Annotated in this window: 22 protein-coding genes and 1 pseudogene; 4 read left to right on the forward strand and 19 right to left on the reverse strand. The window is 51.0% G+C overall.

Translation table 11 applies throughout. The features are described 5' to 3' along the window. Window positions 1–13 precede the first annotated feature (13 nt). The 3 genes from JET16_RS04830 to JET16_RS04840 are packed head-to-tail and all read right to left on the reverse strand — an operon-like array spanning window position 14 to window position 5,314. The gene (locus tag JET16_RS04830; protein WP_199614542.1) at window positions 14–1,939 is read right to left on the reverse strand and encodes a hypothetical protein; all 1,926 of its coding nucleotides are present in this window, start codon (window positions 1,937–1,939) and stop codon (window positions 14–16) included. Next, window positions 1,936–2,511, reverse strand: coding sequence for a hypothetical protein (locus JET16_RS04835; RefSeq protein ID WP_199614543.1), 576 nt, complete (start codon window positions 2,509–2,511; stop codon window positions 1,936–1,938). Before JET16_RS04835 ends, JET16_RS04830 begins: the two co-directional genes overlap by 4 nt. A gap of 10 nt (window positions 2,512–2,521) precedes the next feature. Next, window positions 2,522–5,314, reverse strand: coding sequence for a DEAD/DEAH box helicase (locus JET16_RS04840; protein WP_199614544.1), 2,793 nt, complete (start codon window positions 5,312–5,314; stop codon window positions 2,522–2,524). A gap of 155 nt (window positions 5,315–5,469) precedes the next feature. Here JET16_RS04840 and JET16_RS04845 point away from each other — a divergent pair. Beyond that, window positions 5,470–5,760 (forward strand): annotated as a pseudogene (locus JET16_RS04845) (class I SAM-dependent methyltransferase); the annotation flags it as partial. Between the two features lie 12 nt (window positions 5,761–5,772). Next, on the forward strand, window positions 5,773–6,237 hold the full coding sequence (locus tag JET16_RS04850; protein ID WP_199614545.1) for a GNAT family N-acetyltransferase: 465 nt from the start codon (window positions 5,773–5,775) through the stop codon (window positions 6,235–6,237). Here JET16_RS04850 and JET16_RS04855 read toward each other — a convergent pair. Then, window positions 6,234–7,109 carry a LysR family transcriptional regulator gene (locus JET16_RS04855; RefSeq protein WP_199614546.1) on the reverse strand — a complete coding sequence of 292 codons (876 nt, stop codon included), beginning with the start codon at window positions 7,107–7,109 and terminating at the stop codon, window positions 6,234–6,236. The two genes, JET16_RS04850 and JET16_RS04855, sit on opposite strands and share 4 nt — an antisense overlap. A 130-nt stretch (window positions 7,110–7,239) precedes the next feature. On the opposite strand from JET16_RS04855, the gene JET16_RS04860 reads away from it, so the two are divergent. After that, complete coding sequence (locus tag JET16_RS04860) at window positions 7,240–8,148, forward strand: DMT family transporter (RefSeq protein ID WP_199614547.1); 909 nt, start codon at window positions 7,240–7,242, stop codon at window positions 8,146–8,148. 24 nt (window positions 8,149–8,172) lie between these two features. Here the strand turns inward: JET16_RS04860 and JET16_RS04865 are convergent, their stop codons facing one another. From JET16_RS04865 to JET16_RS04925, 13 genes are all read right to left on the reverse strand, one after another. Continuing rightward, window positions 8,173–9,099, reverse strand: coding sequence for an alcohol dehydrogenase catalytic domain-containing protein (locus JET16_RS04865; protein WP_199614549.1), 927 nt, complete (start codon window positions 9,097–9,099; stop codon window positions 8,173–8,175). A gap of 104 nt (window positions 9,100–9,203) precedes the next feature. Further along, on the reverse strand, window positions 9,204–9,761 hold the full coding sequence (locus JET16_RS04870; RefSeq protein ID WP_233531075.1) for a thioredoxin family protein: 558 nt from the start codon (window positions 9,759–9,761) through the stop codon (window positions 9,204–9,206). Continuing rightward, window positions 9,754–11,166 (reverse strand): DUF6382 domain-containing protein, encoded by a 1,413-nt coding sequence (locus JET16_RS04875; protein ID WP_199614551.1) that lies wholly within the window; start codon window positions 11,164–11,166, stop codon window positions 9,754–9,756. Before JET16_RS04875 ends, JET16_RS04870 begins: the two co-directional genes overlap by 8 nt. A 15-nt stretch (window positions 11,167–11,181) precedes the next feature. Further along, on the reverse strand, window positions 11,182–11,703 hold the full coding sequence (locus JET16_RS04880; protein ID WP_199614553.1) for an A24 family peptidase: 522 nt from the start codon (window positions 11,701–11,703) through the stop codon (window positions 11,182–11,184). Between the two features lie 41 nt (window positions 11,704–11,744). Continuing rightward, window positions 11,745–12,335 (reverse strand): TadE/TadG family type IV pilus assembly protein, encoded by a 591-nt coding sequence (locus JET16_RS04885; RefSeq protein WP_233531145.1) that lies wholly within the window; start codon window positions 12,333–12,335, stop codon window positions 11,745–11,747. Between the two features lie 31 nt (window positions 12,336–12,366). Then, a complete protein-coding gene (locus tag JET16_RS04890; RefSeq protein ID WP_199614560.1) occupies window positions 12,367–14,244 on the reverse strand; it encodes a hypothetical protein in 1,878 nt (625 codons plus the stop codon). After that, window positions 14,231–15,262 carry a hypothetical protein gene (locus JET16_RS04895; protein WP_199614562.1) on the reverse strand — a complete coding sequence of 344 codons (1,032 nt, stop codon included), beginning with the start codon at window positions 15,260–15,262 and terminating at the stop codon, window positions 14,231–14,233. The genes JET16_RS04890 and JET16_RS04895 overlap by 14 nt, the downstream gene beginning before the upstream one ends. Before the next feature lie 10 nt (window positions 15,263–15,272). After that, on the reverse strand, window positions 15,273–15,479 hold the full coding sequence (locus JET16_RS04900) for a Flp1 family type IVb pilin (RefSeq protein ID WP_199614564.1): 207 nt from the start codon (window positions 15,477–15,479) through the stop codon (window positions 15,273–15,275). 15 nt (window positions 15,480–15,494) lie between these two features. Continuing rightward, window positions 15,495–16,319, reverse strand: coding sequence for a type II secretion system F family protein (locus JET16_RS04905; protein WP_199614571.1), 825 nt, complete (start codon window positions 16,317–16,319; stop codon window positions 15,495–15,497). Between the two features lie 56 nt (window positions 16,320–16,375). Further along, window positions 16,376–17,140 (reverse strand): type II secretion system F family protein, encoded by a 765-nt coding sequence (locus JET16_RS04910; RefSeq protein WP_199614572.1) that lies wholly within the window; start codon window positions 17,138–17,140, stop codon window positions 16,376–16,378. 14 nt (window positions 17,141–17,154) lie between these two features. Continuing rightward, complete coding sequence (locus JET16_RS04915) at window positions 17,155–18,342, reverse strand: CpaF family protein (protein WP_199615018.1); 1,188 nt, start codon at window positions 18,340–18,342, stop codon at window positions 17,155–17,157. Beyond that, a complete protein-coding gene (locus JET16_RS04920; RefSeq protein WP_199614573.1) occupies window positions 18,342–19,424 on the reverse strand; it encodes a P-loop NTPase family protein in 1,083 nt (360 codons plus the stop codon). The genes JET16_RS04915 and JET16_RS04920 overlap by 1 nt, the downstream gene beginning before the upstream one ends. An 80-nt stretch (window positions 19,425–19,504) precedes the next feature. After that, window positions 19,505–21,205 (reverse strand): serine/threonine protein kinase, encoded by a 1,701-nt coding sequence (locus tag JET16_RS04925; RefSeq protein ID WP_199614574.1) that lies wholly within the window; start codon window positions 21,203–21,205, stop codon window positions 19,505–19,507. Between the two features lie 234 nt (window positions 21,206–21,439). Here JET16_RS04925 and JET16_RS04930 point away from each other — a divergent pair, with 234 nt between their 5' ends. Then, window positions 21,440–22,594, forward strand: a complete 1,155-nt coding sequence (locus JET16_RS04930; RefSeq protein WP_199615019.1) for a cation:proton antiporter — start codon at window positions 21,440–21,442, stop codon at window positions 22,592–22,594. Window positions 22,595–22,877: 283 nt separating this feature from the next. Here JET16_RS04930 and JET16_RS30755 read toward each other — a convergent pair whose 3' ends face one another. Both JET16_RS30755 and JET16_RS04940 read right to left on the reverse strand, forming a co-directional pair. Then, window positions 22,878–23,939, reverse strand: coding sequence for an SAM-dependent methyltransferase (locus JET16_RS30755; protein WP_325176618.1), 1,062 nt, complete (start codon window positions 23,937–23,939; stop codon window positions 22,878–22,880). Beyond that, window positions 23,900–24,682: an ABC transporter ATP-binding protein gene (locus JET16_RS04940; RefSeq protein WP_199614575.1), complete on the reverse strand. Its 783-nt coding sequence runs from the start codon at window positions 24,680–24,682 to the stop codon at window positions 23,900–23,902. The genes JET16_RS30755 and JET16_RS04940 overlap by 40 nt, the downstream gene beginning before the upstream one ends. Window positions 24,683–24,689: the final 7 nt, after the last annotated feature.

Here is a 24,689-nt window from a genome sequence, read left to right on the forward strand (position 1 = left end):
TCCTCCTTTCGCGTTACAAATTTTTCAAATCGTCCAACAATTGGCTTACCTGCTTCTCATCCGCCCATTCTACGCGAACGAGCACGCGGGCGAGCAGCTCGCCGGTTTCCGCATCGATGGCACCCGGTTTTACGATTCTATACTGCATGCCGGATCCTTCCGTCAACGGGGTATCCGATTCGAACTGCACCCAGTCGCTGTGGCGCTTAAGCCATTGCTCAACGGCGGCGTGCTGCTCCTTCACATCGCCCTTCGTGCCGAGCCAGCGAAATTTCAATAACCGCACGAGCGAATATTTGTCTCCGTCCGCGCCCAAATACAAGCGCCAGTCTCTTTCGTGCCGCTGCAGCCAACCGAGCACCGCGGCGCGCTTGTCGAAGGAAACGACAGCCGCCAGCTTGCAAAGCTGTTCCTCGCTTCTATGATCCGGAAGGCTTTCGCGACGCTCCAGCCACAGATAGAGCAGCTGCTGCAAATGTTTTCTCGCCGACGTCTGCCGGACGCCATCTCCGCGGAATAAAGGCGCAATCGTCCGCTGCGGCGCTTCGAACATCGGCAGCGCGTCGGAGAGCGACTTCATGCCGTGAACGAACGAATAGAACGCTTCTCTATCATGTTTAGCCAAATAGCCGTAGAGCGAAACGATCAGATCGGGATCGACCCCGCGGCGTATGCCTTCGGCAAACAGGACGCAGCACTTTCGCACAATCTCTTCGGAAGTCGGTCGGTTATTCGCCGTGGAATTCGTGTCTCCCGCCGGGCTGCGCAGCAGCCGCTGCTGCAAGCTTTCCGGATCGAGACAAAACACCCATGACAGACGTTCGAAATCCGACTCCGGGTCGGTATCCGCGAACTCCGAGGCGAACCTCGTCCAAGAGGCGAGAATGACGCCTTCCCTCAGCAGCTTGCGCCGATCGGGATACGACAACGACGACCAGACGAGCAGATGGAGCAGCTCCGGATTGGCGCCGTGCAGCGTTTGCGTCGTAATCGCATCTTCGATGCCCGAAGTCCGAAAGACGGCGTCAATGACCGGTTCGGATCGGGTTTTCGCGATAAACTGAAGAAGGAACCGCTGCCGGGACGGAATGTCGAACGCGCGCCGCGTAAATTCGCTTTTGCCGGCATACGCGGATAACCACTTGGAGAAGAAGGAAGCTTGCGCTCCGTTCTCCGAGTACTGCTTAACGATGTACGAGAGATCGCCGCTTTCGATCCTTCGGCACCACTCCCGCACAATTTCGTCTCTCTTTTCCAGGCGCTGCGCGAACACCTTCAACCGCTCGGCAGGCCTGTGAATGTTCCGGTGAACGACGTAGCGCAGCAAGAGGCTATGTTCGTACGATTTCTGCAAGATTTTCGCCGGCGCTTCTTTCTTCCTCCGCTCGTACCGCCGATTCAACGTTTTCCGTTCCTCCTGAAGCACCGCTTCGGATTCCCATTGTTCCGCCTCTTGTTCGAGCTCCTCCGTTTCCTCCTGCCACTGCTGCCGCAGCTTGCGGAGTTCTTCCTCCACCTCTTTCCGGTACTCTTCGTACAATTGCAATGTTTGGATTATTTCGCCGCGGAACCTCGCACATCCTTCTTCCCAACGGTCGGAGCCGTAATAGTTCGTTAGATCGTAGAAGGCTGACTGAAGGAGCGCCGAGCGCCATTCGTCCGCCGGTTCGCCGAAGCAAAGCTCATAAGGAAGTTCGTATTTGAAAAAGGTTTCCACACCCAAGAGTCCGCCCTTTTCCGCACCGGGCGTTCGTTCGCCCTCCCAATTGTGCCAAAACCCGCCGTCCTTTCCGTTCTCGCCGTCGCCGTCGATCATAATCCATTCCAGCAAGTAAAACGGATTCGCTTCTTGGTGAACCGCGGACATTTTATCCATGAACGAAGCGTTCTTATAGGTGTGTATGAAACGTCGCATCCAGCTTTCCGTTACACGATTCACCTTGAAGTGTCTCCTTTCTTGGTATGGTTGTATATGATTCGAAGCCAGTCCGCAAACGAAATGTCCCGGTTCCAAAAGGGCGGGTCCTCCGCATGCATAAGTATGGGGGATTCCCGCGCCGCTTCGACATCTTGGTCGTCTGTCTCTTCGGTTCCTTTGTGCGCCCCGTACTTTTCCAATTCCAGCCTATTTGCGTGAATTTGATTAAAAGTTTGTTCCCGCGAAACGCCGCGCACTTCGAGCCATAACCACGGGTTGTTCTTGGCCATGTCGCGGAAGCGGAACAAGACGGTGACGGCATGCCTGCAAGGCTGCGGTTTACCGCAAGTGCATACCGAGCTCCAATCGCCTTCCTTCGCCTGCGCGACGGTCCGGTCGTTGTCCGTGGGTATGCCTGCCGCCCACCGCCCGGCAAGCAGCGCGTCCGACGCAAACGATTGGATTAGCGAGTATTGTTTCGCTTGATCGAATAACGGAATGTTCCAGCGCACACGAAACGACCGCGCCGGGGTATCCGTCACGACCGACTCGACGAGCCCATGATCTATCTTTATCTCGCTAGTATCCCGCATATGCGCTTCTTCAAGCCCCCTCGTCTTCCACCACGATATCGTGGCGCAGCGTCAGCAATCGCGTCAATTCCTCGTCGCTCCACTCCGTCAGCCACTTTTCCCCGGAGCCCACGACTCCTTCGACCAGCCGCTCTTTCTCCTGCAGCAGCTTATCGATCGCTTCCTCCAGCGTGCCTTTCGTGATGAGCTTCCATATTTCCACGTTGCGCGTCTGCCCGATACGAAACACGCGGTCCGTCGCCTGCCGCTCGGCCGCCGGATTCCACCACCGGTCATAGTGGATGAGGCGGTTCGCTCTCGTCAAATTGAGCCCGAAGCCGCCGGTTTTCAACGAGAGAACGAGTATTACCGGACCGTCGTCGTCTTCTTGGAAAGAGCGGATGATATGCTCCCGTTCCTTGGAGGGTGTTCGCCCCGTAATGGCCGCCACACGTACGGAAAGCGAAGCTTCCAAGTATGGCTTAAGCAGGTTCGCCATCGTCGCATACTGGCTGAATACGACGCAGCGGTCTCCGCTTTCCGCGCTTTCCGCAAGCAGCTGCTCCAGACGAAACAGCTTGCCGGAATCCGCTTTGGCGATGCGGGGCAGCTTCATTGCGTGCGCAGGCTCGTTGCATATTTGCTTCAGCTTCGTGATCGCCGTAAGGATCGCGCCTCTGCGCGCCATCCCCTCCGCGCGTTCGAGCGTCCGCACGAGGCGGTCGACCGTCGCGCGATACATCTCCGCTTGAGTTTTCGTTAACGTGCAGTAGCTGTCCAGTTCCAGCTTTTCCGGCAAATCGTCGATCACGGTCGGGTCCGTCTTCACGCGGCGCAAAATAAACGGCCGGATGAGCGTGTGCAGCTTTTCGGCCGCAGCATCGTCTTTGGCGCGTTCGATCGGCGCCGCGTATCGAGTGCGAAACGATCGCTCCGAACCGAGGTACCCCGGATTGATCCATTCGGACACGGACCATAAATCCGACAACCGGTTCTCGATCGGCGTGCCGGTCATGGCGATGCGGTGTTTGCTTTGCAGCGAACGCACGAAGCGGGCGAGCTGCGTGCCTGCGTTCTTGATATATTGCGCCTCGTCTAGCGTAATTGCATCCCACTGCATGGCTGTGAAGGATTTGCGGTCGCGCAATGCTGTAGAATACGAAGTGATCACGACTTGACGTTCCGCTGCGTGCGCGTGGAACGACGCGCCCTTCTTCCGCTCAGGACCGTAATGAAGGTATACGGAAAGCGTCGGAGCAAACCGCTCCAACTCGCGCATCCAGTTGCCGAGCACCGTTGTCGGGCACATGAGGAGCAGCGGTTTCTTGTCGCGGTTGCGGTCGCGTTCTTGCTGCGTCTGCAGCGCGTAGGCGATCCACTGCACCGTCTTCCCAAGCCCCATGTCATCCGCCAAGCAGGCGCCGAATCCGAGCCGTCTTAGCTGCATGAGCCACGTGAACCCTCTTCGTTGGTAGTCGCGCAGCGTCCCTTGGAACGCCTCGGGCTGCGGAAGGAGGTCTGTTCGCCTTTCGGTTTCAGCTCCGGTTCCGGCGATTCCGATTTTACCCGACAGCAATGCGCGAAGAGAATTTATATAAGAAAGAAGTTGTTCGTTAGCGAATATACCGGAAACCGGCAAGTCGCCGTCGAGCGAACGCCGTTTCGGTTTCGCCGGGTTTGCCTCCGCTTGAAGCAGTCCGGTCTGAATCAGCTCCGCCCATGTCGCTTTGCCAGTTCGTTCCCGCGACGCAAAGCGGCGGATCGCGTCCTTCTCTTTGGCGGAAAGCCGAAACCAGCTGCCGCCGTATTGCGCCATGGGAAGCGGTCCTGTGATTAACTGTTCGATAGCTTCATCCGTGACAGCCGTCCCGAATAACGTTAGTTCGTTCCGGTAGGACAGCAAAGCGGACAGCCCAAGACTGGAGCCGGAAGCAGGGGCGGGCGGCGGCGTTGCCGCCGGCGTCTCCGGCTCCAATACGCGCACGGCGACGCCCAACGGAGCGGGGCGGTTCCACCAGGCGGGCACGATGACGGCGAAGCCGTCGGTTTCGAGCGCGTGCCCCGCGTGCTCGAGCAGCGCTGCCGCTTCCTCCGGCGTCAAGCGGCAGCTCTTCGGCGCGTGAGCGGGGGCTGCGCGCAGCAGCGGCGGGAATACCGCCGCTGCAACCGCGAGCCCCGCCGCGAGCCGCTGCTGCGCCGCCGGGTAGCGCCGGCGGCGGAAGACCGGGTCGGGCGACGGGTGCGCCCAGACGGCTTCGGCCGGGATGAACCTTCCCGGCTCGTCATCCGGCTGCAACCCGGGCTCGAGCAGCCAAGCGGTACCGGGAACCGCTTCTTGCGGTTCCCTTAACCGGAAGGCAACCCGATACGGCGCGGTTTGCCGGGATGTTTCCACGGCGGCGGTCCACGCCTCCATATCCTCCGCGATCCAGTCCAGTCCGGATCCCGACGCCTTCTCGCCGCTTAGCAAACCGGCGACCCAATGCTCCAACGGCGTATGAGGGACGCCGTACCTCGGATGAAGCGCTTCATACGCTTCCTTCCTCGCTTGCTCTCCGAGCCGCCCGCGAACAAGCCGGTCAACCTCCGTCTCGATCCGCCTTCTCGCTTCCTCGCATTCCGGGTCCGCAACAGCATTCACTTCCCCACGGTACGATGCCCACAGCTCAATAACCTCCGGATCTCCCCAAAGCGGCTTCCACAATCCCGTCATCCGCTCGTCTTCAGCGGAATGTGCAGACACGGAAGGGATAAATAAGCCCTCGTTCACAATACGTTCGGCTATTTGTTCTTCTGTTTTCCATCGGCTTTCAATGGTCGCCACTCGCACAACTCCCGAGTAAATAAAGGTAAAAGGTGTAACTATTAGCATACCAAACCGGACGCCGTCCCCGCAACGAATGCATTTGTCTGCATAAAACTTCATGAATACCAATGTTATAAAATTCCATCATTTTCTCGCAAAAATCCATTCCGTCACCCAACGAAGAATACCAAAGAATCGTACAAGTCGGTGGGCCCGGACCGAAAGATCATCCTGCAGCAAGCCACAAAATCGTGCATAATTATAAAACGCTTACCTCCATGTTCGAAGCTGCCGGTTTCGATGTGCGGCTGTTGGAATATTGCGATGAACATGGCCAATTCCATTATCGCGAATGGGATGAGAAGGACGGTTTTATATATCGGTCCATGCGTTTCGATCATAGAAACAAAGACGGAAAAATGGGCTTCGTTTCTCTCATCGTCGATGCAAAAAAACCGGATTGATGGAGGTTGTACATGAAAATATTCGAGCTGCAATTGAATGAAGCTTTTGAAATAAGTAGATGGAAGTACGAGGGTGAATACTCATTTTATAATTCGGAAAAGAGCGAGGAAGCCATTAACGAATTAATGAACGGCACATATTATTCGGTTAGAAACGATGTCAATGAATTGATAGGCTATTTCTGCTTCGGACGAAGCGCTCAAGTGCCTGGCGGCCAAAAAACCGGTCTATATACCGGCGACAACGTCCTTGACATCGGTCTAGGCATGAAACCCGAGCTTACAGGCAAAGGCATGGGCATGTCATTCTTAACGGCCGGCATTATTTTCGCCGATAAAACCTTTAATCCTCACCGTTTGCGGTTAAGCGTGGCCATTTTCAATCGACGAGCTGTTTCTCTTTATACTAGAGCCGGGTTTAAAGCGGTCTCTTCATTCCAAAACAACGGTACACCATTCGTGATAATGATCCGCTAGCAACGTGATGCTTCCGCGATTACGTTTTTTATTTGCTCAACAAATTTTGTAAAAGCGCATGTGAAAAAATGATCCCGCCTGTAAATAAAATAAACGGTAGCGCGGCTGTACTTTTTAGGGATATCGTGTACGCGCAAAGCCCCCTCGGCCTCCCATTTTCGAACGGTCGATCTCGGAAGTATGGAAGTTCCCAGTCCTGCGGCGACCCCGCCTATTATGGCCTCTAATGTGCCGAACTCCATAATTTCAGGAACAGGGATTCCTTCCTCTTTAAGCCAGCTTTCAAATCTTTCGCGCACGTAGCAGCCGACACCAAAAAACAGAAGCGGTTTATTTAGAACTTGCGTCAAATCGCCGGAACCCGGTTCGGAAATCAACACGATTTCTTCCTGGAACACCGGAAATTGGTCCAATTCGGGATGTTGAATCGGTCCGTTTACAAAAGCCCCGTCCAATTCGTAACGGATTACCTTTTGCACCAATTCATTCGTATAACCGCTAAATAGGGACAATTTTACTTCCGGATATTGTTTGCGATAGTTCAACATGATCGAGGGCAAATAAACGGCCGCCGCCGTTTCAACAGAACCAAGCTTAATCGAACCGTTCGGAATATCGTTATTTATCATTTGCTTTTGGGCTGCATCCAATAAATACAAAATTTTGTCCGCATGCTCCAGCAAGTTTTGACCGGCCGATGTTAATGTCATCCCGCGCTTGCTACGATGAAACAACGGCCTTTGCAGCTCCAGCTCAAGCTGCTGAATTCTGGCCGTCACATTCGATTGAACATAACCGAGCCGGCTTGCGGCTTTCGTAATGCTGCCCTCGCGCGCAACCGCCTGGAAAATCCTTAAATCTCCGCTCTCCATACAAATCGCCCTCTCGTATTTCCATCACTTAAAATGATTTTTAACATCTATTATTTTCATTTTACATGATGGTTGGTTAATTATACAATCATCAACAAACAATTGACAACAACGAGAGGAGCTAATCCATATGGTGAGGATTGTAGGGTTGATTGCAGCGGTTACTCTTATTTGGGGCTATACTTGGGTGGTGGTAAAAATTAGCTTGAGTTCCATGCCCCCCTTCTTGTTTTCAGGACTAAGAATGCTGATCGGCGCATTTCCGTTATTCATCATACAGCTTGTATTAAGAAAAGCTTTGCTGCCCGCGGCAAACGATTGGAAAAATATTTTGACGATAAGCCTTCTTATGTCGCTAGGTTATTTTGGACTTTCCACTTACGGTATGCAGTTCGTCGATTCCGGACTGACTTCTGTACTGGTTTATTCGATGCCGATATTTGTAACCGTACTGGCTCATTTCTTTTTAAAAGAAAAAATCACATTAATGAAGATAATAGGGTTATGTTTGGGCGCTATAGCCTTTGTTTTCATCGTAGGTCCGCAGATTTTTCATACTGCATTCGGCATAGAGTTAGTAGGACAGTTTCTCATTATTTTTGCAGCCGCATCTTGGGCTTGCGCCAATATTTTCAGCAAATTGAAATTTTCGAATTACGACATCATTAAGATGACGTCGTGGCAACTTTTCATTGGTGCGTTTTTGCTACTTGCAGTATCCGCAATAACCGAACCGGTAACAGAGGTCCATTGGACATTTGCCGCCGGTTTGTCATTACTCTTTTGCGGAATTTTCTCAACCGCTTTTACTTTTGTAGCCTGGTTCTGGGTATTAGGAAAAATAGAAGCTTCCGTTGCATCAATGACACTGATGACGGTTCCTATCCTGGGTTTATTTTTCGGTTGGCTGCAGTTGAATGAGAAATTGACTTCCAATATAGCGATTGGTGCCGTGTTTATTTGCTTGGGGATATTCTTCAGCGCTTATAAAGGAAAAAGCTTGCAGGAGAAAAGTAAGATCTTGTATTCCAAGACTTGATGGAACCGTCCCTCTGCGGCAGAACTATTCATATAGCACCAGTACCTTTATCGGATTTATCTCTCCTGCGCTCAACTGTTCAAAACATTCAATCAATTCATGACGGGTTATCTTGTGCTGGAATATGTTTTCAATGTATGGAGTACTCTCCACACAACCAAAAAACCACTTCGAGTGTTCATGGTAATCCCAACCGTCGCTTGAACCCACAATCCGTAATTCTTTCTCATAGAAATCAGGCTGCAAAACAAACGGCTCGTTGTTTCCGTCGGATAATATACAAATTGCACCGTCTTTTACAACGGATTTCTGCAATGTTTCAAACGCTTTATTTCTTGAAGAACATTCCAAGCCGAAATCATAAACATTTTCCGGAGCTTCCGATACGTCGAACGTATGATTTACTCCGAACAACTTTGCAATTTCCCGTCGTTGCGCGTCCGGTTCAACAATGTCCACTTGCCGAACCCTTAAATAGTTCTTCAAGAAATGCTCGGATAACAATCCCATCGTCCCCATGCCCGTAATAATGATTTTATGATTTAGTTGAGGATTCAGTTTTAGTACACCTTTTGCCGCATCGCATGACAAAATGGTCAACAATGCGCTTGCGAAGTGAATGTGTTTAGGGATGGGAATTGCGTTGGTTTCTTTCGCGACTCCTATCGTTTTCTGTCCATAAGAAGCAACAACTCTATCGCCAATACTAAAAGATTTTACGTTAGCACCGGTCTCAATTACCTCGCCATAGCTTTCATATCCCATTTTTCTCGGATAAATCGGGTTCTCTTTTGTAATATCACTTTCATTGTAAATGGGCAATTCCGCTCCGATACTGATTGCGGCGGCTATCGTTCTTATTCGAATTTCGTCTCCGTGCAGCGGAACGATGTCTTCAACCTTCCATTCTAGTTTTTTCATTCCGGATAAATAAAGAGAATGCTGTTCCATCTTACTTGCCACCTGACGTATAAATTGTGATTCAGTAACCGGTCAGCGAAGAAAAAGGGAGCCGCAGCGCAGCTCCTTTAAACAAGAATTATCTACTATTAATGTTACTCTTTCCATTTAATATTGCACCCAAGACTCGGCCGTTGATCGGCGCTGACCGGTTGGCCGGCAATCAGTTGATCCAACGCGTTGCGAATGTCTTTACCCGTTACGGGGATATCGTTACCGGGCCGTGAATCGTCCAATTGCCCGCGGTACGCCAATTTCATATCGCGGTCATAAATGTAAAAGTCAGGTGTGCAAGCAGCTTCATACGCTTTTGCAACCTCTTGAGTCTCATCATACAGGTAAGGGAAAGGGTAACCGTTCTCTTTCGCAACCTCCGCCATGTGCTCGGGACCGTCATCCGGATATTTTTCCGCATCGTTGGAAGAGATCGCTACAAACCGGATTCCCCTCGGTATGTAGTCGTTCGCAAGGTAAACAAGCTGCTGCTGAACATGTTTCACGAAAGGACAGTGGTTGCAAATAAACATAATGACAGTGGCAACATCGGATTTGACAACTTCAAGCGATACCGGCTTCGCCGAAACCGTATCAACCAACGTAAAATTGTGTGCAGGAGTTCCAAGCGCAACCATGTTCGATGGAGTTCTAGCCAACGGAATCCACAACCTTTCTGTTGTCGTTTTCACTTATTTTACCATACTTCTGCAAGTGAAACACAAGCTCAATTCCAGGCATTCGCACCATGTCCCCTGTTTGGAGCGGATACGGCTGAAACGCGACCATCGGTTCGGCATTATAAAAAGTTCCGTTCTTCGAGCCTACATCGAGCACGGCATAGCCGTCGGCAAGCTTTCGAAATTCGACATGTATTCGGGAGATGCCGGGTTGTTCGGTAACTATATGTACACCCTTAGGACCTCTTCCTACGAAAAATGAATCCTCCGTGACCAATACCATCTTCCCTTCACTTTCTCCCGGACCTCGCAGCTCGAGCCACGCTTCGTAAGAAACATCCACCGCCGCGTCGTTCGAAGAAAGCAGCACCGTTTCATCCGCTTTCGGAGCTAACCATGTTGTTTCTTCCGGCTTGATCTGAGCGGCGTACTCCTGTTCGATAACGTCCTCCTTCACTGAATCTATTAACGGTTTGCCTTCGGGCGGGTTCTCACCGGGACTGTCAGCAGACTTACTTCCCGCCTTAAGGGGAAAACGAATCATCTTTGTTGAAGCAACATACACTGCGGCTGAAAATAAGGCGGCGATAAGCCAAATCCATTCCCATGTCGCCAAAAAACCAAGCAAGCATACGCAGCAAAGCACCGCCAATAATCGGTTTCGATTGATTAAGCCGGGCTTCTCGAAACGCATTGTTTCACCGTCATCATAAATTGGAGAATCAATAGCATTAACCATTGAACTAACGGTCGGACCACCATCATGCGGGAAAGCTTGCGCTTCAAAAATTTTATTGCTCGATGCAGTACCTTCTAATGCACCGGCCAATAGCTGCACCGAGAACGTCTCGGGCGTCCACAGCCGCGGGTTAATATGTTCCAAAGACGCTTTCGAGACGCCGTTACGCAGCAAGCATTGATACAGCACCTCCCATTGGTGCCATAACGGAGAACCTTCGCTGCCTTCTTGCTTAATAGGAACGTAAAGTAGATATACATCGTTGTAATCGGATCCGCTTCCCGTCCATATGAAGTCCGGATGAATGACATACCCTTCCTCATCGAGCAAGTATTCTCCGCCTTTATGGATGGCGTTCGCGATGTGCAGCAGCAACCCCTTAGCTCCTTCATCCGTAATTCCCGCCGTTCGCAAAGCGGCAACGAACGATCGTTTGCCTGAAAGCTCATAGCGAAACCGGTACCGCCCGTCGATCATCTCGGGTTGAAAAGCCAATACGCCCGGGATCGCATTCGCTTGAAGCATTCCGATTTGCGAAGGCACGACAGCGTCTCGCGAAAATCCGTCAATACTGCCCAACAACAGCTTCGCGCCGTTCTCTTGTATAAATGTTAGCTGCAAGCGTTCTTTAAGAGATGTGTCCATACCGCGCGCCCCCGATCAGAACCATTGAACGACATTCGCTTCCACTAAAATAACGGCTGCCGCTGCCGAAACCATGAATGGAAACCGAACGGTTGAAGCCTTTCTCCATGCAAGGAAATTATTTAGGGAAGGCGCCCGCGCAACGAAAATGCCCACGATTGCAATGTATTGAAGCCGGTTTCGAAACGAGGGCTTAACCAAGTACATAACGGCGCCAATCAGTCCGCATTGTAGTACGGATATTATGAGAATCGTCATGATGTCGTGCACACCGGCCATCGTTCCCGCCGCAGCGAACCATTTCACATCTCCCGCACCGACGGCACCGAAAACATATAGAACGAATGAAAGGATAAACCCGGCAGCCACTCCCGCGCCGGCATGAAATAATCCGTTCCAGCCGTCTGCAAAGCCGTGAAGCAAAGTCCCGCCTGCGCAACCGATAATGCAAAGAGGATTGGGTATTCTTCTCGTCATTACATCCCATACCGCAGCCGCTAACGCAAACGTTCCAATGCCGAGGGTTAATATGCTCAAGATACTATTTGCTCCTTCCCTATGTAACAATAGAATTTGCATTATTTGTTCCCAACCCAACAACGCTCGTAAGCCGATTCGGTCAAGGTGATTTCTCCGCCTATAAACGGGATGGGAACAGGAATCTTATATTGAACCGTCATTCCGAAGTAGGATTCTCTCTCATCCGTGAAATTCGGAATAGTTACGCTGCGGATGACGAGCCGGTCCTCCCTAATCCTGTTCCGGCCTGAAGCGGTACGGTCGGCAAACGAAGCGATCATAGGTTTAATCCAAGCTTCCAGAACCCGCGTCTTCTCACCTTCAAATACCGTATCCAGCGGGAGTCCCTCGATTTTCCGATCCTTGTTCCAGCCGAGCATGACTTTGATTTCGTAAGGAAGAAAACGGTCGATCGCGGACTCCACCTGTTGGAACGCCGGGAGATCACGATACGCGTGCACAAGCAGATCGACCGGGTACGAATGGGCGGCCGTCGTTTTTACCGCTTCGTCAACCGCATCCTGAAGCGCAGTCTTCATTTGCGCAACCGAAAGGAAAAATGACAGCGTCAAAAAGAAAGCCAGAAAAAACGGAAGAACGATAGCTGCTTCTAACGCGATGGAGCCGTGCTCTTGACGCAAATTAACCATTCTTGTCACAGTCGTCACCCGCACTGTCTTGTTAATAGGATACAATCGCTTCCGTCTCTATCGGTTTGATCGAGTCAAGCAGCCATAGCTGCGGCTGTATCTTAACATGAACCCGCACCGCGCTGTAATGCTTCATGAGATCCGCCGTTGTGTTCAATTCTATGAGCGCCTGCATTCTCGAAAGCACGGAAGCGTCGTCGCTATGCAGCAAATAGAAAAGCCGAAGATGGTCTTTATAATTCATCGTCACCCCGCGAAGAAAAGGCAAATCTACATTTTCCCCCGAAAGCAGCTTGATTGTATCGGTGTTCGCTTGCTGCGCCGCTTCCGCCATTGCGGCTAATAACACGAGCAATGGTGATCCGAGAGCGGCTTTTTTCGGCTGGGCCAAAGATTCGACCGTGCGAAGAGCCATTCGAAGGGCGAACACTTCCGTATGGGCGGCGCTTAAGTTTAATGTGCAATCAGGCAAACCGTACAAAATATATTCCGCTTCCTGATTTTTAAGCACATGTCCCGCCCTGTCTCCGATATTAGGATGGACCCTGACCGGATACCTCATCTTGTCCCACGTTCGGTGCGTAAAGAACGTTAACGCGAATTCGTTGACGAACACTTCGTCCCTTGCCGCCTCCGCCAACTCCGTTATCCGGTTCAACATCGTTAATGATTGAAGACCGAACGATTGAGCGTCATCCGAGTTCAGTTCCGACATCCCGCCCGATGTTTGATGCAAGTTATACTGCTTATACTTACTGTATAACCCGTTTTCGCCTTCCAACTTCTTGTATGCTTGCAGCAGGTTCATATAACTTGCCGTTCCGGAAGGCATACACCCGTCTTTCCACAACTCTCCGACTTTTTTGATCTCCCGGTCCATTTTGTTTCTCTCATCTGCTTGCAATTGTTGGACTTGACTCATTTCACGCCGCCGCTTCTCTTCTTCTTTCGATTTAGCCGCAAGCCACTCATCTGCGAACTCGTTCAATTTGTCCCTGGCACGCTGCACATCTTCAGGATCGGAGTCGTTTCGCAATTTGTTTTTGACGGAACCAAGCAAAGAAACGATAGAGCCGGCTTTAGCCTTATATAATCCGAAGTATGTTGAAGGGAGGATACTTACGTGCGGGATGATCTCATCTTCCGCCGGATTCCGGCGGCCGTTCGATACAGGACGATTCATTTCTTTTATTAAAAGATCGTTCGTTTGTTCCGCATCCTTCAATTGTTGTTTCAAGTTGTCCAACCTGCGTTGGACGATTCTCATATCTCCATCGGAGATTTCATCTTTGTCCGCTTTGCTTAATGCAGAATGAACCAACGCTTGCGCTGTGTTCCACGCCCTCTCCAGCTCAGCGTCCCGCTTTCTCAACAACTGTTCCATTCGCTTAGACATTTCGGCAAATTGCTGCGCTTGCGCGATCTGCTGTTTTCCTTGATATACCTTTTGGGTTATTTCTCTCGCAAACTCAATACCGGCCAAGTATTTCATCTTCTCCAGCACTTGTTTGCGAAATACATGATGGTCTCCCAAATGATAGAGCGGATCAACGGCAAATTGGCTTTGCTGCAATGCTGTATCAAATAGAGTCATTCCGCGAGGAACTGACGGCGATTTTTCAAGCGTGTTGCGAATCACGCTCGAAGATTCGGATTCCGATCCGCTCATGCCGAACAGACCGTATTTCAATAATCCAGTGTGAAAATTCGACATAACGGATCTTCCCGCCGACCTGGCCGCAGCTTCCGATTCCGAGTGAACCATGCGATAGCGGACAATATCAATGAGCAGAATGTGAAATAAAAACAGGGCAACCAAAATCAAAAGCAAATAAACCGACACTCCGCCGTCTTGTTTGCGGATCGTTCTCGAGAACGTGCTTCCGGTTACTCTCTCACGTATGTACAACAATGGCAATCCCGTGTTTCTCGAGCTCTTTACGCAATGCGGCATCCGGTCCGGCCGCACCGCTACCCGTCTTTCGGAAGAAATGCCACACTACCCCCTTTACCTTTCCATTGCGTATCAACTCAACATCCTTCATTAACTGATTTCGCATGTCCGCGTTCAATCTTTTCGCGCCTAAATAGGCTTGATGCGATATGCCGTGTCCGTCCAATGCGTCAACCAATCGCCAACTGCCCGTTTGCTCGGTATCGATTCTTGCTTGTCTGCCGCGCACAAGCGACCGGAGATAGCGAACAGCTTCGGCATGTGCGGCAAATTGCAGAGGCCTTCCTTCTTTGTGCTTTTCGTTTGAATTGATTTGCAGCCACGGAGCGAGCATATTTTGAATCGTGCCCGGCTCCCACTTCGTTTCTATCATTAACAAATAAGATCTCACGAGGTCGATATTTCGAATATATTCCGCAGGATCCACAACGGTTTCCGTTGAAGATCCCGCGATTCGGTTTCCCCATCGTACTCCAAGCATGGATGGCGCATGAAACGGATGAAGCGTCTCCACCGTAACGAATCGTCTCCACCCTTGATTGGAATACGCGGCGCTGCCGGCCAAATAACCGGAAAGGGCGGCTATGCCGTTCGTCAGTTTCTTGATCGTCAATGAGCTTTCCTGTTCAGTCGAAGCAGGGAACGCAACTGTTGCCGTTGGTAATGAGTCCAGCGGTCGAAACCAATTTTCCGCTCCGTCATCCGTTAACCGCCAATATAAAGGGTCGTGCTGAATCGGGACATACATTCCTGTTATCCGGTGTTTGTGGCTATTGTCCCAAGTATGGGCGATCCGATCCGCCGTGACGGCGGCGCTCGAATAAGTCCATTCGTGCTGAAAAATATAGACGGCGCTTATCATTAAAATAAGGGAGAGAACGATCACCACCGGAAGCACTAAAGTCGCCTCAACAGAAACGCTGCCGTTCTCATTGCGCCAACATAGACTTTGAAATGATTCCCATACTCGCATCTTACGCCTCTTAAGGCAGTTGAATCGTATTGTCATTAACCGTGTTTGTCACTTGTCCTTGCGTCTTTTGAAACAAGTCATTGACCCACTTCATGATCCATTTACGAAAAGCAATTGCAATAACCAAAATAATCGCAACGATCAAAAGCATCTCAAGAGTGCCGATCCCGTCCTCTTCTTTCCAAAACCGTTTCACCGCAGTAATAAACTGTTTCATCTGCCAGCTCCTCCTTCATAGTCCTTGATTTAATAACATAATTGCAGGCGCTGCGACGATGGCCATCATCGTTGCAAAGATGATCACCATCGGAAATACCATCTTTGTCGTTGCTTCTTCTCCCATCGTCTTCAATACTGCACGCTTCTTTTCGATCATGGTTCGTCCGGTCTGCTGCAATATGAGTGCAAAAGTATCCCCGCCTCTGCGATAATTCATTAACGTTGTCGTTACCAAGAAACTCGTTTCCGGTATACCGCATCGCTGGGAAAACAACTCCAACGCTTTGGCGAACGAAACCGACTGCGCGATCTCATTGCGCATTCTCCCTAGTTCCCGGTATAGAGGATGCGATTCGTCTTTCGTAGATGGTACGGATGCACGAATCCATGCTCCTTGAACGGGTTCGCCGGCGCCAATTAACAAAGACATCTTGTGAACGAACACCGGAAGCTCCGTTACAAACGCGCGGTGCCTTTCCTTCACTTTTCGATCCAAATCCCTCCACATTACAAAGGGTGCGAGACATGAAATAGCTAGTCCTACACCGGCAATAGCGGCATCTTGAAATATAGCAGCTGCGAGCAGCGAGCAAAGAATACCGCAACCTAACGAAGAAGTTGCTTTTGCGGCCCATATTCGGGGAATGTCATCGGTTCTGTCGTCAATGCTGCCGTATATTAACGCGGCAGACCGGACGATGCCGGGGGCATATTGAGCAATCCATTCCATGACACGGACCATGCGGTTCAACTCCATACCCGCAATAATTACATTGCGTCCGACCGGCGAACGTATATGGCGGGCAACCGTCCCGCCGTATTGATTGCTGCCTCGCATGAACAGTAGGATCCCGAAAAAGAAAAAGATTCCGCCTGCCAACCAAATCCCTAACACTACCATTCGAACCTCATCAAACGTCTGGCGAGATAAAAACTCGCGACAAGGGCGGCCAAAGCTCCGGTCATAATAATTCTTCCCATTCCCGAGTACAGCGGCGCCATATAATCCGGCGAACCGAAACGAAGCGCGGCAAGCAGCAAGAAGGGTACCACCGTAAGTACATTCGCTTCGAACCGTTTACCGGCGATCAGCACGGCAAGCTCTCGTTCCAAATCCATCTTCTCGCTGATTGCCCTGGAAGTATGACGCATAACGGCGAGAAGGTCGCCGCCGGTACGCTTGCACGTTCGAAATACGTCCACCCAATCCGAAACATCCGGGATGTTCAACCTCCTCGCGAGATCGTCCAACGCTTGTTCAAGCGGAATGCCGTGTTCGACCATCCGGTTTATTCTTTCGAGCTCTACCGCAAAATATGGTAAGTGTTGGGAGTACATCAACCTCAAATCGGCTGCTGCGGTACGCATAGCGTTCTCCATCGATTTACCCGCATGCAGGCTTGAGGAGATCGATTGTAGCGCCTGCTCGAATTGTATTGACAACAGACGCTTCCTTGCTTGCACAAACTGTTTATCGTTTCGCAGCGTCGTTACCGCCCCAGCGATGGAAACCGCTACTCCCGCCCAAGCCTCGTTGTAAAATAGTAATCCGACGAAAAACCAGGCAATCGATGCAACTAACGCTCCAATCACTCTGCGAATCACGCTGTAACGATAGAAAGATACCGGCTGACTCTCTGTTGCGCGCTTCACTACCATGGACCGTCCCCCTTTCAGTCCGTTCTTATTTCCCGATTTCCGGTTGGCTGCAGCGATTCTTTCCGCCCATGTTCGAATTCAATATCAGCCAATCGAAATAACGGATTGAGTTCGTATTCGCCGTTTCGAATTCCGGCGATTTCCGTAATCTCTATCACCTTTCGGGAATAGTCGCTTCTTCTTGCCAGGTGGACAATAATGTGTAAAGCCGAAGCGATTTGATTGCGCAGCACCTCAAGGGGAAGCTCCGCTCCTCCCAGTGCCATCGTTTCCAACCGGCTTAACATATCCTTCACGGAATTGGCGTGTCCGGTAGACAAAGAACCTTCGTGCCCCGTATTCATCGCCTGCAGCATATCAAGCGCCTCCGCTCCGCGCACTTCGCCTACTATGATGCGGTTCGGGCGCATCCTTAGAGACGCTCGTATCAATTGCCGGATCGTAATTTCACCTTTCCCCTCCGTGTTCGGCGTTCTCGTTTCGAGCGAAACCACGTTCCTTACGGTGCGCAGCTGCAGCTCGGCCGAATCCTCGATCGTCACGACCCTCTCTTGCTCCGGTATCGATTGGGCAAGCACATTCAGCAACGTCGTCTTTCCGGAACCGGTTCCCCCGCTTACAAAAATATTGCGCTTGGATACTACGGCTTGCTGCAGAAATAACGCCCCTTCTTCTGTAATCGCTCCCTTCGCGATCAGATCATTCATCGTAAGCGGATGTTCCGGAAACTTGCGAATCGTCAATGACGGTCCTTTCAATGCGACGGGCGGCATGACGACGTGTACCCGGGATCCGTCCGGCAGCCTTGCGTCTACTATGGGTGATGATTCATTGACCGTACGGTTCACTTTCGAGACGATGCCTTGGATAATATCCTCTAGCCGTTCCTTGGATTCGAAGCAATATGGGTATTGGTGCATCACCCCGTCTTCTTCGAAAAAAATTTCCTCATGGCTGTTCACCATCACTTCCGTTACGCGGGGATTGTCCACCAAATCTTGAATGACGTCCAGTCCCCGAAACGTATGAAAAGTGCGCCGGACAAGCCACAATCGCTCTTCTGCCGTCCACCGCTGCTCTCTGGCATATGCAAAGACGAGCCTCTCGATTTCCTCCATCAGTTCATCCTCTTGCACATGTTCGGCGAAATTAATGGAGAGCCGGATTTCATCGCGGATTTTACCGATCCAATCCTCTGTCATCATGGAGCCGCAACCTTCGATGAGATGCCTTCTATCAATTGCAGCAATGAATGACGATAAGCCGGATGACGATGCAGATCACGCTCGCGTATTTGTTTCCATTCCGAAACGTAGGGAAGAGAAATCCAACCGCTGCCCGCTCCGTTAGTCGACGATAATAACGATTTATTGGAAACAAACACCGTTTTACGCCGAAACGCCCCTCCCTCTTGCCACCCGGGCCATTCCGCCATCCATCTCTCGATTTTTGCCCTGCTTGCGGCATCTTCTCCCGTGAGGCAAACAATAACATCGCTCTCCTCCCATGCACATTCCGAACGTTCGCTCCAACCTGTCTCACAGTCGATGATAACGGTTTTGCAGCCAGGCATGTTCGCGGCACGGCGGATCAAGCCTCCCGCATCCGATTTGGACAGCAAAGCGATCTCTCTCATTGAGCAATCGTTCCGGAACGATTCAACATTGCTCCAAAAACCTGTTTCCGCCGTGGTTCGCAATCGATTGCCGGTTTTCATCTCGTAGAGCCAATCGCTTGCATCATGACGTCCTTCTTCCGTCAACCACATTCCCGCCGTCAATCCTGCCTCCAATCCGAGGCAAAAGACGCCTCCTCCGACCGACTTATTCCATGCCTCGGACAGTAAGGCGGCCACGGTAGACTTGCCTGCACCTCCTCCTGCGGACCAAACCGATATGACGGCAGCTGTTTTACGCCCATACCTTTCCGCACCCTTACAGTCGTCTGATGGTTGCAACCCCGCTTCCCCCAGCATGGCTTTAATCAATTGCGTTACCGGCTGGTACTTATACACGAGCGGTTCATTGCCGTTTCCCGCGGGCCGGTCATCCGTCAGCCAAATAACGCAAGCATCCCCGATCGCCTCCTTCACCTCCTTCTTCCAAATCGCATTAATAGCGAACAAATGGGGACGCTCCACGGACTGATAAATTGCAAGCGCGCTGGGATCGCCAAACGCGACGACCTCGATATTTCCCCTCCCTTCGATCCGATTGGCGATGGCGGCAACCTTAACGGCGTAATCCAAATCGGGGTCGCACAACGCAATGACTTGTCTGGCCAAACGGCCCATCTCCTTTCCTGAACAACAAAAAAAGCACACGCAGACCAAGGATGGTCAGCGGTGCTTCCGCATTTACCGATTTATGATTTGTGTTTATTATAGTCTGTCTTCCAGCTGTTGGCAAGCCATTTTTTTGCAGAAGCTCTTATCCCCCTTTCTTCATGAATCACAGGCGCAATGGACTCCAGCAAAGGGAGCAGAGCATGCTCCAGTGACGGCCGTACCGCGTTGTCTTCCTGCGACCATCTGCCTTTCCACTTGGCCGATACGATCACATCATAGGGAAACTCCGCAACAATGCAGTCCGGTTTCTGAGAAAACAACCGGTAAAAGTCGGGGATTCGCGCCGTACCCGGGACGCGGTTCGCCACCCATCGGATTCGTCCGGACGGTCCCTTGCCGTTAATCCGCTCCCAATTTTTCAGCGTCTTCGGTCTTCTAAGCAGCGACGGATCGGGGGCGACAACGGCAACCACTTCGTCCGCCAATCCGATGATCGCTTCCGCAGCCCGCTCGTCAGCATCCGAAGAAACATCGACTATGTATACGTCCGCTTTCGTCTTGAAAAACAGTTTGTATAAACTTTCCGCATCATATGCATTTCGTTCAGGTTCGTATATTTCCGAAGCTAGGTTCCAGCTAAGTGCCCCTTCCTGCCATCTCGATCCGGTTCCTTGAGACTCGCTCCTCATGGCGAGCAACGAATCCCCTTCCTGCCACGGACATTCGACATAAGCGACCCGAACGCGTTTATCCGCCAAAAATTTCGCAAGCGCCACAGATACGAATGTGGTCCCCGCACCGGGAAATAAGCCGCAGACGGCAACGATTTTGCGTTCGGCCCCGACCGCCGATAAAGTAAAACCGGAATGCTGCCGGTGTCCTGAAGAATCCTGCGGTTCCGGAGAACCGGCTCCAAGCACCTCTATGAGCGCTTGCTTTGCAGCCATCGCATTCTCATAACGATCTCCCGGGTCGTCGCACAGTAAAGTCCCTACAGCTGCGGCCAATTCCGCAGGGATATCCTCTGCAGCTTTGTCCAGCGGAATCTTTGTAAAATTGTAATACTGCCCACCGCAAAGCAGGAAGTAAATGAGACAGCCTAGCGAATACAAATCCGCGCGTTGATCCGTCTGCCGGTTGGCGAGCAGCTCCGGAGCGGCGAAACCGACGGAACCGACGTGCACCGTATCAGACGTATTTCCTTCTTTATACGTTCGTGCAATTCCAAAATCCACGAGCTTGACGTACCCGTCCGGGCTTACAATGACATTCGAAGGCTTCACATCGCGAAAAACGATCGGCGAATCCAGACTGTGCAAATAGTGCAGCAAATCGCATAGTTGGACGGCATAGCCTACGACGGTTTGCCAAGGCAGCGTATGGCCGCAGGAAGCAGACCGATCCAGCAGCGTCTCTCCCGCTAAATAATCCATTACGAGGCAGCAGCCTCCCAGCTCGTTCATCGGAATAAAATCGACGATCCTCGGCAGCGAAGGATGCTGCAAATCAATCATCATCTTCGCTTCCTTCATCGGCTGATCCGGATCGAACTCGTCGCGCGGTATCCACTTGACCGCCCACCTTTGACCGCCTAAGCGCAAATCCTCCGCCAAATATACGCAACCCATCCCCCCTTCGCCGATCGGTCTTATGATTCTGTAACGTTGTTCAATGCAATCGCCTTCCTGAAATATCGGTTCGCCGTTGCGTTCCATACTTTCGATCAGGATCCCTCCCGAAAAAAAAAAGAAATAGCAGACGGCAGTGTGGCGTTTCACACTGCGGTCTGCTTGTCCAAAATTATACTTTTATTTTCGTTTCGTGGTCAAGTCAAACATCCGCCGAACGGAGAAGAAAACTACAACACTTCGCAAAAATTTTCAAAAAAAAATTGTTTGGGGTATAGTATAAAGATGATTCGAAACCGGCAAGAATAACCAACGGCCTTCATCTTTCCTTCTATTTTCATTGATTTCACACTATATGCGTACAAGAAAGGAGACTGATCAATGATGCTTATTTTTGAACTGGCTATTATTTTACTTGCTTCAAAAATTGCCGGCGATATAAGCGCAAAACTGGGGCAACCGTCCGTACTCGGAAAATTGCTTATTGGTATTGTTTTGGGGCCTACCGTACTGGGAGTGGTCACAAATACGGAAATACTTCATGAAATAAGCCAAATCGGCGTTATTTTATTGATGTTTATCGCAGGATTGGAAACTGACACGGAAGAGTTTAAAAGAACCGGAAAGGCATCCGCTTATGTAGGCGCTTTTGGGCTAGTTGTGCCGTTCTCTCTAGGATTTTTAGCCGGCATCGTTTTAGGACTTCCACAAATCGAGTCTTTATTCCTCGGACTGCTGCTTTCCGCCACTAGTGTAAGTATTTCGGTCCAAGCGCTGAAAGAAATGGGCAAGTTAAAGTCGAGAGAAGGAACGACTATTTTAGGAGCCGCAGTGATCGACGACATTGTCGTCATTATCGCATTAGCTTTCATAATGAGCTTTGCAGGCGGAGAGGTCAATTTAGGAATAGTCGTTTTGAAAAAAGTGGTCTTCTTTGCCGTTGCGATACTCCTTGCATGGAAAGCGGTCCCTTGGGTGTTGAAAAAGTTTGCGCCTATGCGGGTTAGCGAAGCGGTTATTTCAGCAGCGCTTATCATTTGTTTTGTTTATGCATATTTCGCTGAATATACGGGTGTGGCGGCGATAATAGGAGCTTACATTGCTGGTGTAGCCATCAGCTTGACTGAATATAAACACGAAGTATTTGAAAAGGTTGAAACGATAAGCTATTCCATCTTTGTACCCGTGTTCTTTACTTCTATCGGGGTAACTGCCGAATTAATCGGCATTACAAAGAATGTTGGACTTATCGTGACCTTGAGCATATTAGCCATTCTTACAAAGCTGGTTGGTTCGGCTATCGGCGCAAAGTTAGCGGGGTTTGACCGGTGGAATTCGTTAGGCGTCGGCGCGGCTATGGTATCTCGAGGTGAAGTCGCATTAATCATCGCCGCAATCGGCTTGGAATCAAACTTATTAAGCAAAGACCTGTTTGCCGTTATTGTGATCGTAGTGCTGATTACAACTATAGTAACGCCGCCGTTGATGAAAGTATTTTTTAACAAGGCAAAGAATGAGAAACAAACCGCCGGCAATTGACCGGCGGTTTGTTTGGTGATTATTGGGAAAACGGGAACAGGTTGTATACAAATGGTCGTCGGATTGCCATAATTGCTGCGAAATCCGACGATCGCGATCTGTTATGGTAAAACACTGTTCATAAACCGTTGTTTAGACGACACATTACGTACAGACTGTTGCCATACTCGCATTAGTTCGAAAAATACACGCCGTGGACAGACAAAACGACGACCGTTTATGTACATACCGTTTCCATAATGATCATGCTCCGGATGCCCTGATTACTGAACTGTTGCCGGATTCAGTTCTTTCTCCAAACGCACGTCAACTCTTCCCTGTTGTGGAACAATTGTTTCGCGCGGGCAAGCTTAAGCTTCGGTTCGAACACCGCTTGCACATGTCGCAGCGTGGCGAACGGCTTGCCGTGCATCAGCTTCACGGTGGACACCACGGTGCCGCCCGGAGCCAACGCCTCAAGCAGTTCCGACACAAGCTGAGCCATTCTGCGAGGCTCCCAGCTCATGTCGCAAACGATCAAGTCGAACGATTTGTCGCGCAAAAGAACTTCCGAAGCGTTTTTATTCAAGTATATAAACTTCGGATGCTTCATTAAAGACGGATGCATCGCCGCCGGATCGATCGCCGTCACCGACAAGCCCCGCTCCAACAGGAAAGATGACCAACCGCCGGGGGCGGCTCCGATATCCAGAGCGTTGCGGAACGCCGAGAAGTCCAACCCGAACGCGAGCTCCGCCTCCATTAACTTGAATTTCGCTCTCGAAATATCCCCGTCCTCCTTGCGAAAATGTACCGCTCCACCCGACCAAGACGACAAATTGTCATCCGGACCGGAACACCCGATGAGTGCCTGAGCCGGTGTAAGAAAGACGGAAATAATTTTCTCCATTTGATGCACGGTCGGTTCGGCGGCAAACACGCTAACCAACGCCTCATCAATCGCCTGTTTCACCTGGAGAGGTGTATACGGGGGTTGGGAACCTTCCGCTTTGCGTGCCTGAACAGCGACTCGCAGCACATTCAGTTCCCAATCCGCACCTCTCACCGCTTCCCGAATGCGGGGCAAATCGGAGTCGTCGCCTTGCAATGCCACTTCCAGATGAATCGGTTGCAAATGACGCAGGAACACCGGCGGCCGGCGTACGATCGAATCCAACACCTGTTTCTCGTCTGCCCCGACATCGAACCGAAACACGTCCCCGTCCGATATCTTTCGTACACGAATCGATTCAAATTGCCGGCGAAGCTCTTCCGACGCATATGAGAACGAACCGCGGTTGCACGTGCCTACCCAAGATGAACCGATTATGAATGCTGCTGAGGAATTCCCTTCACTTTGACCCACGGCCTTTCGTCCTCCCAATCCAACTGAACCTCTACTCCGAACGTGTCGCGCAAATGCCCGCTCGTAAGCACTTGTTTCTTCTCCCCTATCGCCGTGATCGCCCCGGATCGGATCATGGCCACATGCGTGAACACGGGCACGATTTCCTCAATATGATGCGTTACATACACCATCGTGGCTTCAGAACCGAACTCGTTCACGACCTTCAGAAATTTCTCCCGTTCGTATAAATCAAGACCTGCACACGGCTCGTCCATAATGATCAACTGCGGATCGTTCATCAGCGCTCTCGCAAGCAGCGCTTTCTTACGCTCCCCTTGAGACAGCGTGCCGATCGGATGATCCTTCAGATCGATCAACCCGACTTGTTCGAGCCGAGACATCGCCTTCTCTTTCACAGCCGGATCGATATTTTCGTAGAAACGCAAATACCCGTTCGCGCCGGTGGCGACCGCCTCCCACAGCGGGTCGCGCGGGGTAAGCTTCTCGAACAACGACTGGCTCATATAGCCGATGCGTTTGCGAACTTCGCGAAGATCGACCTGGCCGTACCGCTCTCCAAGCACGTCCACAGTGCCCCGGCTCGGAAACTCATATCCGTTCACAATTTCGAGCAGCGTCGTTTTCCCGGAGCCGTTTGCGCCAAGCAGCACCCAGTGCTCGCCTTCAGATATGCTCCAATTAATATTTTGCAAAATCGTCTTCTCTTCCCGGATATAAAACACGTCGGACACACGAATCATACAGACA

This window comes from Paenibacillus alkalitolerans (assembly GCF_016482785.1).
Classification (GTDB): domain Bacteria; phylum Bacillota; class Bacilli; order Paenibacillales; family YIM-B00363; genus Paenibacillus_AE; species Paenibacillus_AE alkalitolerans.